A 15110-nucleotide genomic window follows, 5' to 3' on the forward strand; every position below is an offset into this window, starting at 1 on the left:
ACGGGCGCAATGACGGCGGTCCGGAGCACCCGGTTGTCCGACACGCGACGGTCGGCCCGGCCGGGGCGGTCCCATGACCGGTCAGCCGGTCGCGGCGGCCATCCGGTGCAGGAGACCCGCCACGAGCGCCACCCGGTCGGGGATGTCGTCGACGATCACGTGCTCGTGGCGGGCGTGGGGGCCCGCGCCGCTGCTGCCGAGCCCGTCGAGGACCGGCACGCCGAGCGCGGCGATGAAGTTGGCGTCGCTGCCGCCGCCGACGCTGATCGGCTCGAGAGGTCCGCGCAGCTCGGTGGCGATCTCGTCGGCCAGGCCGAACAGGGCCTCGCTCGCCGGGGTCAGGCGCATCGCCGGCCGGTTCCACTCCCCGCCGACCTGCACGCCGACGCGCGGATCGCTGGGCCGCAGCGACGCGAAGACCTCGTCGACGCGGTCGGCTTCGTCCTGCCGGGTGATCCGGACGTCGACGAGGCAGTGCGCGCGGCCCGCGACGACGTTACGGGCGGTACCGCCGTCGAAGGTGCCGATGTTGATGGTCGTCCCGGCGTCGGGGTCCTGAGCCGCGGCGAGGGTGGTGACCAGCTCGGCGAGCGCGTGGACCGCGCTGGCGCCGGCCGCGGGTTCGTTGCCGGCGTGGGACTCGATGCCGGTGGTGGTGATGTGGAAGGTGCCGACGCCCTTGCGTTCGGTCTTGACGTCCCAGCCGATTCCGGGTTCGAGCACCAGTGCCGCCGTGCAGTCGCGTGCCGCGTCTTCGATGAGGGGGCGCGACTTCGGGCTGCCGAGCTCCTCGTCGCCGGTGAACACGAACGTCACCGTCGGGTGCGCGAGGCCCGCGGCGCGCAGGGCCCGCAGCGCCCAGACTCCCGTGACGAGTCCGGCCTTCATGTCGTAGACACCCGGCCCCCTGGCCGTTCCGTCGTCCACGGTGAAGGGCCACTCGGCCAGCGTGCCCGCCGGCCACACCGTGTCGTAGTGGCAGATGAGCAGCACCGGCTTGCCGGGGGTGCCGGGGTAGGTCGCCGTCAGCACGTCACCGTGTTCCGCCTGCTCGTGGCGGGTCCATTGGGCGGCCGGGCCGAGCCGGTCCTCCACCCAGGACTTGATCGAGGTGGCGGCGGTGTCCAGCAACGCCTTGTCGGTGCTGGGCGTTTCGAGGCCGACGAGCGCCGACAGGTCGGTGAGCAGGTCGTCGAGGTGGGTGCGGGTCCAGGCGGACAACGGCTTCGCGGACAAGGGGGTGCGCCAATCTGTGAGGGGTGAGGACTCCAGCGGAATCCGGGGGTCTAGCGGACGGGGACGCCGGGGCCGAGCGGGATGCCCAGCGCGTACCAGGCGAGGAACATCGCCAGCCATACGACGAGGTTGACCACGGCAAGGGGCAGGACCAGGGACATCAGGGTGCCGATCCCCGCGGAGGGCCGGTAGCGGCGGATGAAGCCCAGCGCGATGACGAAGTACGGGCTCATCGGGCTGAGGCTGTTGGTGGGCGCGTCGGCGATGCGGAACAGCGCCTGGGTGGTCTCCGGCCGGATGCTCAGGAGCATCAGCATCGGCACCAGGACCGGTGCGACGAGGGACCACATCGCCGAGCCGCTGGTGAGGAACAGGTTGAGCAGGCTGACGAGGAGCACCGCGCCGACGAAGATGACGACGGGCTGCGCGCCGAGCGAGTCGAGCACCTTGGCGCCGGAGATCGCGATGACCTGCCCGATGTTGGTCCACTTGAAGTAACCGAGGAACTGCGAGACCGCGAAGAACAGCACGAGGACCGGGACCAGTTCGCGCAGTCCTCGTCCCATCAGGTCAGGGATGTCCTGCGCGGCGGTGATGGTGCGCACGGTCAGTCCGTAGACGGTGCCGATGAGCATGAAGAAGAGCATCAGCACCACGGCGACGTTGTCGAGCAGCGGTGATTCCACGATGGAACCGCCGTCTCCGCGCAGGGGTGATCCGGCGGGCAGCATCGCGAGGACCACCGCGGCCAGGTACAGCCCGCCGGCGGTGATCGCCCGGCGTACGCCCTTGCGTTCGTCGTCGGACAAGGTCATGTCGGGCAGCTCGTCGACGTCGGTCAGCTCCGGCTCGACGGCGTTCATCGCGTCGACCCGGCGTGCGACGACGGCTTCGGTGACCAGCGTGATCACGACCGCGAGCAGCAGACAGGACGCCGCGGAGAAGTACCAGTTCGACACCGGGGTGACCGAGTAGGACGGGTCGATGGTGTGCGCCGCGGAGGTGGTCAGTCCGGCGAAGATCGCGTCGGATCCTTCGATCACCGGGCTGACGCTGCTCGCGCCGCCCACGGCCACGTACGACACGACCGCGCCGATGATCGGGCTGCGGCCCACCGCGCGGAAGGCGATCATGCCGAGCGGGATCATCACCACGAACGCGGCGTCTCCCGCCACGTGGGAGAACATGCTGGTCAGCGCCACGGCGAAGGTCACCATCTTGGCCGGGACGCGGGCGAGCGCGGCGCGCATGAGGGCGGGGAGCAGCCCCGTGCCGTCCGCGATCGCGACGCCGAGCATGACGACGACGATCAGGCCCAGCGGCGGGAAGTTCACGAAGTTCGTGATCAGGTCGCCGAGGACCATCTCCACACCGGCGTCGGACACGATGCTCTTGACCCCGATGACCTTGCCGTCGGCAGGCGAGACCACCGAGACATCGAGCGTGGCGAGCAGCCAGCTCGCCGCCGCGATCAGTCCGCTCAGGATCACGAACAGCCAGAACGGGTGGGGCAGTTTGTTGCCCGCCCGGTCCACGAAGTCCAGCACCCGAAGGATCACCGTCGTCGGCGAACGCCGTTGTTTCGTCGTCACCTCGGTCATGAGGGCCTCCCGCTGCTGATCAGTGGCGATATGGCTCGCCATAAGACAGCTCGACGCTTCTTTGTGTCAAGCAACAGCTGCATATCGGCAGAATCGATCTGTGTAGGCTGTCTGCATGCAAGAGATGAAGCACGGGCTCGACGACGCGGACCTCGATCTGGTGGCCGCGCTGCAGATCGCGCCCCGCGCACCGCTGAATTCGGTCGCCGACATCCTGGGCACGTCGGCCAGCACGGCGGGGCGGCGCATCCAGCGGCTGCAGCAGCTCGGGCTCCTGCGCTTCATCGGCACCGTGCACTGGTCGCTGCTCACCACCGGCAATCCCTACGTGGTGTGGATCAAGTGCAGGCCGGGCGCCACGGCCGACGTCGCGGCGGCCATCCAGAAGGTGCCGCAGGCCCAGTCGCTCATCACCACCACCGGCGACTCGGACATCTACTGCACGCTCTATCCCCTGCCCGGCACGGACCCGCGCCGCCTGCTTGCCCGGACGCTGCCCGAAATCCCCGGCATCGCCTCCATCCAGTCGCACCTGGTGCTGCGCTCCGCACGCGAAGCGTTCACCTGGCGGCTCGAACGGCTCACCGCCCGGCAGACCGAGGAGCTGCGCCGGCAGGCCGACGCCCAACCCGGTGCGACCACCAGCACCGTCGGGCCCCTCAACGAGATCGAGTTCAGCACACTCCAGCTCCTCGTCGAGGACAGCCGGGTCTCCGCGGCGCAGGTCGCCCGCGAACTCGACGTCAGCCGGTCCACCGCCTACCGGACGATCCAGTCGCTCCTGGAATCAGGCGCCGTCCGCCCCCGGGTGGAGATCGAACCGGCCGCCCTCGGATTCCCCATCACCGCGCTGTTCACCCTCGACGTCCAGCCGCGGCACATCCCCGCCGTCCTGACCGCGCTCGGTGAACACTCCTGCGCCCGGTTCACCGTCATGACGGCCGGGCCGGCCTCGATCCTGCACCACGGCGTCTTCGCCGACGAGGACCACCTGTCCAGGTTCGTCACCGACGACCTCGGCGCCCTGCCCGGCCTCAACGGCCTCAACACCCTGGTCGCCCTGTCCGTCCTGCGCCGCCAGTGGATCGACCGCGACGACGACCTCGTACTGGGCCCCCGGGCCCACGACATCCTTTCGCCGCAGCACCACACCCGATGACCAGGAGCCCCGGCGCGCTTCGGTGAGACCACCGGGCTGAGACCGCCGGAATCGGCGGCCGCTCCCATCGCCTCGCTCAGCCCAAGCCGTTGTACGCGGCCAGCCACCCCGTGGCCAGGCGATCGCCCCGAGTGAAGACGACCGCGCCACGGTGACCGGCCGCCGGGCCGCCCGCTGCCCGGCGCGGGTAGGGGAGTTCGACCGGGGCGCCCTCGACCGGGTGCAACTCCACGGACACGCCGTCCCACAGCCGTACGGCCGCCCCGCGCGGGCAGCCCTCGACCAGGACACCGTCCGGCTCCGGGGTCATGAGCGCACCCGTCGTGCGCTCGGCGAGGAGTTGCCGGTAGCGCTGGGCGGGCAGGGCGCAGCCGTTGGGTGGCGTGGTGCCCGTCCAGTCGGGGGCGCCGATGCCTCGCTTGCGGGCCGCTCGCCACATCTGCGGCACGAGCCGGGCGGCGAGCGGCGCCGTGGCCATCTGCTCGCACATCCACAGCAGGCGTCCCGCTCCCCGGCGCGGGCCGAGTGCCCGCCAGCGGATCCTGGCGGCCAGATCGGCGGCGACGACGGCGACCCAGGGATGCACGGTGCCGAGCGGTCCCTGCGCGCCGAGCCAGGCGAGGTAGCGCTGGGATTCCTCGTAGATGCCGGTCAGGCTCTCGGCGGGAATGCCGAGGACGTACGGGGAGCGGGTGCGGAACACCTTGGGGCTGTGCGCGACCAGCAGCAGCGCCGCCCGCGCCAGGTCCCCGGCGACCACCGGTTCGTCCGCGGGCCGCGCGCCCGCCTGAGGGTCCGCGGGATCCGGGGCTTCCAGATGGCCTCCGTTGCGCAGCACCCGCAACAGCGCCACGCGGGCCCGGTCGGTGAACTGCGCCTGTACGAGGTTCGGCAGGTGCACGGCGAGCAGTGCCGTGAGGGACTGCTCGGCGGCGTCCGCATCCCGGGGCACGGGGGCGGCGCGCACCTGGTCGGACAGGTCGTCGGCGATGTCGGTGGCGAGCATGAAACGGCTCGTGAGGATGCCGAGCTCGGTGGCCAGGAGGGTGTCGTCGTGCTCGAGGCCGGGGCTGCGGCGCAGGTAGCGGGCCTCGGTGAGGAACTCGACGGCGTCGTACAGCGGGTCGAAACTCTCGTTGCCCTGGTGGTGGGAGAGGGTGCGGGTCCACCAGTTCTCGGCCTCACGGAGCGTACGCACACGGCCCTGCACCGCCTCGGCCAGCAGGTGGTCGGGCAGGCGTTCGCGGATGCGGGAGCGCACGGTGTAGCCGGCGGCCAGCCGGGCCTGCCACTCGGGCCGGTCGGTGCCGTCGGTGAGGAGGAAGGCCCAGCCCTCGCGCTCCCCGGCGCCGACCCGGCCGGCACGGCCGAACATCTGCTGGACCATGGACACTTCGACCCGGTCCAAGCCGATCTCGGTGTCGCGTACGACGACGGCGCGGGCGGGCAGGTTGACCCCGGCCGCCACGGTGGACGTCGCCACCAGGGCGTTCGCCTCGCGGTTGCGGAACGCCTTTTCGGCCTCGCGCTTGTAGGGCCAGTCCCGGTAGTGGATGCGCACGCCCGTGGGCGAACAGAGCCGCTCGACGGCCTCCGGATCGTCCGTGTCGATGCCTTTGCCGCGGACCCCGCGCTCCTCGGCGAGGGCGAGCGCGGTCATGCGCACCCCCCGCTTGCTGCCGCAGAACACCAGGGCGCTGCCGCCCTCGTCGGCGATGGCGCGGACCTGGCGTACGGCGGCGCGGGTGCGGGCCACGGCGCGGGCGCCCCGGTCACTGTTGGTGGACGCGGCGGGGACGGGTATCTGCCAGATCAGCCGGGTGGGCCGCCACGCGGTGCGCACCAGGCGGGCTCCGAGCCAGTCGGCGACCTCGTCGGCGTTCGCGACCGTCGCGGACAGGCCGACGACGCGCACCTGCCCGGTGTCCTCGCCGACGCGAGCGAGCAGGGCCTCCAGGATGGGGCCGCGGCCGGGGTCGCCGAGCAGGTGGACCTCGTCGACGACGAGGCAGCCGACATCGGCGAGGGCGTCGCGCAGGGAGCCGGTACGGCAGATGACCTCGAACTTTTCGGTGGTGGCGATCCAGATGTCGGCCTTGCGGATCAGCTCGGCGTCGACGGCGTACTCGCCGGTGAGGCGCACCACGCTCAGTCCGTTGGCACGCCACAGGTCGAGTTCCTGGTCGAGTTCGTCGGTCAGGGAACGCTGCGGCACGAGCCAGGCGGCCTTGCGGCCCTGCGCGTTGGCCTTGAGGGCGGCGACCATGCCGATCGGGGTCTTGCCCGCGCCGGTCGGGGCGACGACCAGGACGTTCCCGTCGTCCTGGAGGATCGCCGGGACGGCGTCGGCCTGCGCCGGGTTGAACGTCGGGTACTTCAGGAACGGCGCCCAGCCCGGCGGCACCAGATCGGCCACCGGGACGTAGGCGTCATCGGCGTCCTCGGGCAGCTCCTCCAGGGCGTCCCACTGCAGCGCGAACGCGTCACGGGCGGCATGGGCGCCGGGACCCGCGACCGGGGCGGCGGGCAGCGGCCCGGTGCGGACGGGCCACGCGACGAGGTCGGTCCGGTGCCCCGATTCGCTGACGGTGCCGACGACTTCCGACTCCTGCCAGTGCCGTGCGCAGCGGTATGGCACGTCCTCCTCGGTCAGGTGCGCGCGCAGGGGGTCGAATTCCGGGCCGTCCGGCATGATGACGCGGATGTCCAGGGCCGCGTCGATGGCCGCGCGGGGCGGTCGCCAGTGCGGATCGGTCACCTTGCACCAGTACAGGAGCCGCGTCTCGGGATCGGCGGGCAGCGGCAGGTCGGCGGGCCAACCGCGCCCCGGAGAGGGCACGTTCGAGGCGATGACGCGCGGACGGCCGGGAGCAGGACGCGGTGTCGCGCCGGGAGCAGGACGCAGTGCAGCGCCGGGAGCGGCATAGATCGGTGTGATGCTCACGCCGCCCGGCTCGTCATCTGTGGGGCACGGGCCGAGCAGCGATTCCCAGACACCGGTGTCGGCACCGGGCGCGGGAGGTGAGTACACGGCGGAAGCGGGTGCGGGGACCGATGCCATGCCGCTGTGGCCCATGAGTTTGTCGTACGTCTTCACGCCGAGATCCGCGAGGGCAAAGGCAGCGGGGCAACGCGGGCACACGACGGCCACGTAGCGATACACACGCCCCTGCGACTCGTACGGCCGGCGCAGGGAGTGCAGTTCGCCGCTGCAGGCGGGGCAGCGGCGCGGGACCTCTTCCTCGTAACTCCAGCCGGGCTCCTTGAATCGGGCCGGCAGCGGGTCGGTCAGACCGACTCCCCACCGTGTGCGGACCAAGTCCGGCACCGAATGACCCGACGCGGCCGCTCCATTCTGCTCTCCCCCATCAGCCGTGCTCATGAATCAACTCTGACACAGGGGTCACCGCCGAGCGAGTGATCGCTCACACATCGTGAGAACCACCTGCACAACCCCCCGATCGCGGCCGGATGTTCTACGGTCATCGGTGCGGGACGCGGCACACGAGGTGCGCGACGTCAACGGGGCCCGCAGAAGGAGGACTTGTGCTCGACGAACTCGTGCTGGCCGGTGGTACGGCGGTGGTCGGGGCCATGGCCACCGACTCCTGGACGCTCGCCCGCGCCCGCGTGGCGCAGCTGTTCCGGCGCCGTGCCGGCGAGGACCGGCAGCAGGCGATCGAGGGCCAACTCGACAGCAACGCCCGGCTCGTGGCGGAGGCGGAGGACGGCGACCAGGTACGGCAGACACTCCTGCCGCTGTGGCAGCTCGAACTGCGCTCGCTGCTGCAGCGCGACCCGGCGGCGGCCGAAGAGTTGCGGGCCCTGATCGATGAGGTACGGCCCGCCGGGAACAGCGAGCCGAAGTGGGTGCAGGACGTCGTCGTACGGGACAACGCGAAGGCGTTCGTGGTGCAGGGCGGAAACATCGTCAACCACCACCACGGCAGCGATCCGGCGCCGGACCGGTCCGCCGAACCGGCGCGGGCGGACGGGGACAGCAGGGGTGAAGGCACCGGCGGAGCCGCTCGGTGACAGGGACTCACGAGGGCAGCCCGCAAGCCGCAACCGGCGGAGGTGACGGCCTGAGGGCCGCTCCGGCCCCCGCGGCGGCCGTGCACCAGGCGATCCGGGTGGAAAGCGGCTTCGGGTACGGCGTCGTGGGCGCCGACCTGCACGTGTTCCCCGATCGCGGGCCCGTGTACCTGCTCGGCGAGCACCGGAGCACGGCCCCCGCCGCGGACGACACCTGGCTCCTCGACCAGCCGAGCCGGATGCTCAACGCCCGCTACCGGCTCGTCGACTTCACCGGCCGGGAGCGGGAGCGCGCGGATCTCGCCGCCTGGCGCGACGGTCCCGGGCCGCGGCTCTCGGCGACGTGGCTGCACGGCCCCGGCGGTCACGGAAAGAGCCGCCTCGCCGACGAGTTCGCCGCCGCGAGCGCCGCCGCGGGCTGGAAGGTCGTCACGGCCACGCACGGCCCGGGTGCCGTCCTCGACGCGGGCCAGGAGAGCGGCGTGGACCTGCGGCCCGGCGGGGCTCGCGGGCTGCTCCTCGTGGTCGACTACGCGGACCGCTGGCCCGTCTCGCACCTCACCTGGCTGTTCAGCAATCGCCTGTTCGCCGGCTCCCTGCCGACCCGGCTGCTGCTGCTCGCCCGCTCGGCCACCGCCTGGCCCGCCGTGCGCTCCGCCCTGGAAGACAGCATGGCCGGCACCCGGGACCAGGAGCTGAGCCCGCTGGGCGCCCCGGGCGGCGACCCGCGGGCCAGGTCGGCCATGTTCGCCGCGGCCCGGGACTGCTTCGCCGCCCGGTACGGCGTGCCCGACCCGGCGGTGATCGCACAACCCAAGGACCTGGAGCGCCCGGAGTTCGGGCTCGTCCTCGCGGTACACATGGCCGCCCTGGTGGCCGTCGATGCCCACGTACACGGCGAACAGGCTCCGGACGACCTGGCCGGCCTCTCCGCATACCTCCTGAACCGCGAACGACGGCACTGGACCCGGCTGTGGGAGAACCGCCTGGAGGGGCTGGACTTCGACACCGCCCCGAGCGACATGAACCGCGTCGTGTTCGCGGCCGCCCTCACCGGGGCCGTGGCACCGGGGGACGGCGGCGCTCTGCTGGCCGGGATCGGCCTGGAGCGGCCCCTGCGGCTGCTGACCGACCACGGCACCTGCTACCCGGCGGCGGAGCCGGGCGCCGTCCTGGAGCCGCTCTACCCGGACCGCCTCGCCGAGGACTTCCTCGCCCTCAGCCTCGACGGGCACCGCGTGAGCGGCTACCCGGCCGCCCCCTGGGCCGCACCGACAGCGCGAGCGCTCAGCGCCCGCGGCCCCGACGGCGCGGTTCCGCCGTCCGTCACGCGCGGCCTGACCTTTCTGGCCGCCGCGGCGGCACCGGGGCGCTGGCCGCACATCTCCGGGCACCTGGAACAGATCCTGCGCCAGGATCCCTCGGTGGCCGTCGCCGCGGGCAGCGCGGCCCTCACGGCGCTCGCCGAGACCACCCTTCCGGCCTCCGTACTCGCCTCCGTGGAGGCCTGCTTCCCGGAGTTCGGGCAGCTCGACCTGGACGCGGGCATCGCGACGTTCACCGCCCGGCTGGTCGCCGAACTCCTGCCCGGCACGGCCGACCCGGCCGAGCGCGGCCGCCTGCACCAGGGCCTCGGCTTCCGGCTCGGCCGGGCGGGGCGGGCACAAGAGGCGCTGGCCGCCGACGAGGAGGCGGTGCTCTGCTTCCGCAAGGCGGCGGCTGCCGGTAACCGCCCGGCCGGTTCTCCGCCCCCGTCGTCTCGGTCGTCTCCGTCGTCCCCCGACGCCGCGTTCGCGCACACGACGCCGTACATGTCCCCGGCCGCGGCCCTGGCGACCGCGCTGCTGCACCTGACCCAGCACGCCTTCGACGCCCGGGCCCCCGACCGCGCCCTGCACGCGGCGGAGGAGGCAGCCGCGCTCTTCCAGGACCTGGCCACGGCGGAGCCCGCGGCTCATGAGCCCGGCCTTGCCCTGGCCCTCGCTCAGGTGGGGCGGGGGCTGGCCGCGGCGGGCTACCCCGACCGGGCCATGGCCCCCACGGAGCAAGCGGTCGGGCTCTTCTGGCGTCTGACGGCGACCCAACCGGGCCGGTACGAGACCGGCCTCGCGCTCGCCCTGAACAACCTCGGCATCTTCTCCTGGCAGCTGCGCCGGCTCCCGGACGCCGTGGCCGCGCAGGCGCGGGCCATCGAGTTCGCCCGGCGCGGCCTGGCGGCAGGACCGCCCGCCGGGTCGCTCCTCGCCCGCGCGTTCGTGCTGGACGAGTCCGAACTGGCGCAGTGCCTGGGCAACCTCTCCCTGCTGCTGTGGGCCTCGCGGCGCAGGGAGGAGGCGGTCACCGCGCTGGAGGAAGCGGTGGCGACCGCCCGGCGGCTGGCCGCGGTGGCGCCCGTCGCGCAGGAGCCCGTCCTGGCGGATGTCGCGTCGCGGCTCGTCACCTATCTGGGGCGGCTGCAACGGTGGCGGGATGCGCTCCCCCTGGCCGACGAGGCGGCCGGGATCACCGCCCGGCTCGCGGCCGCCGATCCGGTCCGCTACGAGAGCAGCCACGCGAAGGCCCTGCGCCAGTCCGCCCGGGCCCGGATCGGCGCCGAGGGCAGCCTCGCCGCCGCACGCCGGGACGCCGACATGTCCGTAGCGATCTATCGACGTCTTGCGGCCGAGGACCGCGCGGAGTACGGCATGGCCCTCGAAGAGGCGGAGGAGACACAGGAGTTGGTGCGGTCCGCGATCAGCAGCGGATCCGTCGCACCGGCCGCACGCTGGACCATGGAGGAGCACTGGGTGAACCTCCTGAACCAGGACGAGGTCTGGCAAGACCTTCAGGACCGCCGACACCGGCTGGACGAGATGGACACGTCCTACTGCGGCAACGTCCTGCGCTTCATCCGCAGACAGGCCGACCAGCTGGTCGAGTTGCTCGCCGACGGGCTCGACGTGACGCCGGAGGCCCTCGGCCTGACCGACCACGACGACGCGACGTCCTGGCTGGACCGCCAGCCCTTGATCGTCGCCTTGACCAGGCGTGCCAGGGGCGAGTCAGCGCGGCCCGAATTCTGCTACTGCGGCTACCCGGTGGCCCCGGACTGGCACCACGACCACTGCTATCCGGGCATCATCGTGGACTGACCCCGGAACGGAGCCGCCCGACCACGAGCGGCGCGGGCTCGCCTCACCCCCTGGCCACGCCGCCTCCCCCGCGGTACATCACAGACATGACCCCGCACGGCGGATCCCCCCGGCGCCTCGACGGCAAGGTCGCCTTTGTCACCGGTGCGGCCGGAGGGCTCGGGCGCAGTCATGTGCGGCGGATGGCGGAGGAAGGCGCCGACCTGGTGATCGTGGACATCTGCCGGTCGGTGGACACCGTGCCCTACCCGCTGTCGACGCCTCAGGACCTGCACGACGCGGTCGAGGAAGTGGAGGCCATGGGCCGCCGCGTCCTGGCGCGGCAGGCGGACGTGCGCGATCGGGAGGTTCTCCAGGAGGCGTACGACGCCGGGCTCGCCGAGTTCGGGCAGATCGACGTCGTCGTCGCCAACGCCGGGATCGCGCCGCTGCTCGTGGCGGACCGGGTGCAGGCGTGGCACGACGCCATCGAGGTGAACCTCACCGGCACCTTCCACACCATCGAGGTGGCTCTCCCGTCGATGGTCGCCGCCGAGCAGGGCGGCTCGATCGTGATCGTCAACTCCACGGCGGGCCTTGTCGGCATCGGCGGGGCCAGTAACGGCGGTCTTGCCTACGCCGCCTCCAAGCACGGTGCGGTCGGGCTGATGCGTACGTACGCCAACAACCTCGCCCGGCACAGCATCAGGGTGAACTCCGTGCATCCCACCGGCGTGGCCACGCCCATGGTCACCGACCCGGCCATCGTCGAGTTCGTCGCCCAGGACACGATCTTGTCCGAGACGGCGCCGAACGCCCTTCCGGTGGACGTGATCGAAGCGGCCGACGTGTCCAATGCCGTGCTGTGGCTCGCCTCGGACGAAGCCCGCTACGTCACCGGTGTCACGCTGCCCGTCGACGCCGGATTCATCAACCGCCGCTGAGCCGCCGGGCCAGAACCGATCGTGAGGTGGAGCGCCATGACCGATCAGTACGCGGACACGATTCTGGTGGGCGGGCAGGTCAGGACGGCCTCGGGGTGGGCCGACGGGCTCGCCGTGCGCGCCGGTGTCATCGAGACCCTGGGCGGCCGCGAGGAGGTGCTGCGCCGGCGCGGACCGGCCACCCGGGTCGTCGAACTGGCCGGGGACACCGTTCTCCCGGGCCTGCACGACCTGCACGTGCACCCGATCTACGCCGGAATCCGCGAACGCCGCTGCAAGGTCCCGCAGGGCTCGAACCTGGCCGAGACCCTGCGCATCGTGGCCGATCGCATCTCCCGGACCGACCCCGGCACTTGGGTGCTCGGCGGGCAATGGGACGCCTCCGCGCTCGGCGCCACCCCGAACCGGGCCATGCTCGACGCTGTCGCCCCCCACAATCCCGTCCTCCTGGAGGACACCAGCGGGCACAGTTCCTGGGCGAGCAGCGCGGCCCTCGCCGCCGCCGGAATCGGCCCCGGCACTCCGGACCCGGCGGGCGGCTTCTTCGAGCGGGACGGCGCGGGCCATCCCAGCGGCATACAGCGCGAGACCGCCGCCGACCTGCTCGCCGCCTCGGCCCCCAAACCGGCCGACGAAGAGGTCGAGGCGGCCCTGGAGTGGGCCCTCGGAGAAATGCTGTCCTACGGGATCACGTCGTTCACCGAAGCCGCGGTCGGCTTCACCGCGGGACCGCGGGCCGAACTGCGCGCCTACACCCGCCTCGCCGCGCGCGGAGCCGTCAAGCAGCGCGTGCGCCTGTGTCTCGTGTGGTCCCCCTACGACCCCGCGTGCGAAGACGTGATCACGGCACGGAACCTCCACGCGAGCGAGCACATCGCGCCCGACTGCGTGAAGATCTTCCTCGACGGAGTGCCGACCGACAGCCACACCGCGGCCATGATCGAGCCCTACGAGGACACGGTGGCGGGGCGGGACGACGAGGCGAGCCGGCACGGGATGCTAGCGATCGCGCCGGCCGTCCTCGACCGGGCGGTGACGCGGTTCGACCGGATGGGCATCACCGTCAAGTTCCACGCGGCCGGCGACGCGGCGGTCAGGGCGGCCCTGGGCGCCGTCGAGGCGGCCCGCGCGGCCAACGGGCCCGGCCCGTGCATGCACAACGTCGGACACTGCACGTTCGTGACGAAGGCCGACCTCGAACGCGCCGCACGGATCGGCGCGACGTTCGAGGTCTCCCCCTACCTGTGGCAGCCCTCCCCCATCTGCTCCGACATCGCAACTGCCGTAGGCCCGGCAGCGGTCGAACGGGTGTGGCCGGTGCGCGAGATGCTCGCATCCGGTGCGCTGGTCGTGGCCGGCTCGGACTGGTGCGTCGTGCCGTCGGTGAACCCGTGGTCCGCCATCGAAACGCTGGTCACCCGGCAGGAGCCGGGGGGCAGCGCCGACAGCTTCGGCGCGTCCCAGGCCATCACGCTGGAGCAGGCCTTCGGCCTGTTCACGGCCAACCCGGCCCGCCAGGAGGGCATGGCGCACCGCGTCGGGCGCATCGAACCGGGCATGCTCGCCGACATCATCGTCGTCGACCAGAACCCCTTCGAAGCGAAGATCACCCAAGTGCACGACACCCGGGTCAAGATGACGCTCGTCGAAGGGGAGCTGGTCCACGAGGCGCGGGTCTGATCTAGTCCTGGCGCCGTACGTACAGGCGGTTGCCCTTCGGTCCGGTCCACTCCACGCGTACGACGCCTGCTACCGCCGCGTCGTCGACGCGGGACGGGTCGGCCCAGTAGCCGAAGGCCGGGTTGCGGAAGAAGGTCGCCCACAGGCCGCCGTCACGGTCCTTGAAGAAGTTGTTGTGCCCGGCGCCCACCCCCGCGGTCCAGCGCTCGGAGTACGGGCCCTCGAACCGGTCCGCGACGGCGACGACCGCGTCGTACTGGTACTGGGTGCGGCCTGCGCCCCCGACGTCGTAGCCGTAGCGGGGGCTGCCGTAGGCGTCGATGGACGTACGGTCCCACGCGGCGTGCAGCAGGTAGTACTTGCCACCGTGTTTGAACACGTAGGCGCCTTCGAGGTACGGCTCGGGCGTGTACGGCTTCTGCTGGAACAGCGGGAGGTTCGTCGCCGGTTCGATGTCCTCCATGTCCTCGCGGAACTTGGCGTAGAGGTGGTTGTGAAGCACCAGCCAGGCGTCCTTGCCCTCGGTGTAGATGCTGCCGTCGATGTGGAAGTACGCACCGGGCTTGATGAACGAAGGCCCGCCGATGAACGACTCGCCGAAGGGCTTGTCGTAGTTGCCCTCGATCAGGCGGTACGGGCCCTCGACTCCGCCCTCGCTCACCAGGACGAACGAGCCGACCTTCTTCGAGTGGTCGCCCATGCACGCCACGAGGTACCACTTGCCGCGGAAGTGGTGCAGCTCGGGCGCCCAGGCGTTGCCGCGCTTGCCGAACTGGCCGTCGTCGTGCCAGTGCTCCTGCCAGGGGGCGACGACCGTGCGGCCGGGCTTGTTCTCCCCGACGAACTCGGGTGACCAGACCTTGCCGCGCTCGGCGTCGGGCCTGATCTTCGTGGTGTCGGCCAGCTTCCACGGGCCGTGCAGTGAGCGGGCCGTCCACACGAAGATGCCGTCGTTCCAGGGGCCGGCCGCGGTGAGACCCGGCACCCGGGTGGTGCCGGTCGCCACATAGAGGGGGCGGCCGTCGACGGTGAAGCAGTTGACGTAGGTGTCCCGCATCCAGACTCTGCCAAGATCCTCGTCACGAGGGCGAAGTTCGAGGGGCAGGACGAAGGAGTTGTCGTCGCGCGGCCACAGGTCCTCACGGGCGTCCGCACGACCGTACGGTTCGAGCGCGGGCCAGTTCGCCGGGTAACGGGTCGACGGCCGGTGCGTCGCGCTCGCGCCGCCCTTGTCCGACTGGGCCAGGGCCACCCCGGCGGGCGCCGCCACCGCGCCCACGGAGCCCGCTATGCCGGCCAGTACGGACCGCCGGCCGAAGTTCGATTCGTTCGTGGGTCTGGTCAT

General features: G+C 72.1%; 9 protein-coding genes. 5 read left to right on the forward strand and 4 right to left on the reverse strand.

Annotated elements, in window-relative coordinates; translation table 11 throughout:
* Positions 1-81 precede the first annotated feature (81 nt).
* Positions 82-1236 carry a M20 family metallopeptidase gene (locus tag ACWFR3_RS04230; RefSeq protein ID WP_453732996.1) on the reverse strand — a complete coding sequence of 385 codons (1155 nt, stop codon included), beginning with the start codon at positions 1234-1236 and terminating at the stop codon, positions 82-84.
* A 50-nt stretch (positions 1237-1286) separates the two neighbouring features.
* On the reverse strand, positions 1287-2837 hold the full coding sequence (locus ACWFR3_RS04235) for an AbgT family transporter (RefSeq protein ID WP_453732997.1): 1551 nt from the start codon (positions 2835-2837) through the stop codon (positions 1287-1289).
* A gap of 115 nt (positions 2838-2952) precedes the next feature.
* On the opposite strand from ACWFR3_RS04235, the gene ACWFR3_RS04240 reads away from it, so the two are divergent.
* Positions 2953-3996, forward strand: a complete 1044-nt coding sequence (locus ACWFR3_RS04240) for an Lrp/AsnC family transcriptional regulator (RefSeq protein ID WP_453732998.1) — start codon at positions 2953-2955, stop codon at positions 3994-3996.
* A gap of 76 nt (positions 3997-4072) precedes the next feature.
* On the opposite strand, the gene ACWFR3_RS04245 is transcribed toward ACWFR3_RS04240, so the two are convergent.
* Positions 4073-7378: a DEAD/DEAH box helicase gene (locus tag ACWFR3_RS04245; RefSeq protein ID WP_453732999.1), complete on the reverse strand. Its 3306-nt coding sequence runs from the start codon at positions 7376-7378 to the stop codon at positions 4073-4075.
* Between the two features lie 164 nt (positions 7379-7542).
* Here ACWFR3_RS04245 and ACWFR3_RS04250 point away from each other — a divergent pair, with 164 nt between their 5' ends.
* From ACWFR3_RS04250 to ACWFR3_RS04265, 4 genes are all read left to right on the forward strand, one after another.
* The gene (locus tag ACWFR3_RS04250) at positions 7543-8031 is read left to right on the forward strand and encodes a hypothetical protein (RefSeq protein WP_453733000.1); all 489 of its coding nucleotides are present in this window, start codon (positions 7543-7545) and stop codon (positions 8029-8031) included.
* Positions 8028-11162, forward strand: coding sequence for a tetratricopeptide repeat protein (locus ACWFR3_RS04255; RefSeq protein WP_453733001.1), 3135 nt, complete (start codon positions 8028-8030; stop codon positions 11160-11162). The genes ACWFR3_RS04250 and ACWFR3_RS04255 overlap by 4 nt, the downstream gene beginning before the upstream one ends.
* Before the next feature lie 86 nt (positions 11163-11248).
* Complete coding sequence (locus ACWFR3_RS04260; protein WP_453733002.1) at positions 11249-12085, forward strand: mycofactocin-coupled SDR family oxidoreductase; 837 nt, start codon at positions 11249-11251, stop codon at positions 12083-12085.
* 36 nt (positions 12086-12121) lie between these two features.
* On the forward strand, positions 12122-13765 hold the full coding sequence (locus tag ACWFR3_RS04265) for an amidohydrolase (RefSeq protein WP_453733003.1): 1644 nt from the start codon (positions 12122-12124) through the stop codon (positions 13763-13765).
* A 1-nt stretch (position 13766) separates the two neighbouring features.
* Here ACWFR3_RS04265 and ACWFR3_RS04270 read toward each other — a convergent pair whose 3' ends face one another.
* Entirely contained in the window at positions 13767-15110 is a 1344-nt protein-coding gene (locus ACWFR3_RS04270; RefSeq protein WP_453733004.1) for a family 43 glycosylhydrolase, read from the reverse strand.

Source organism: Streptomyces sp. NPDC055189 (assembly GCF_053606765.1).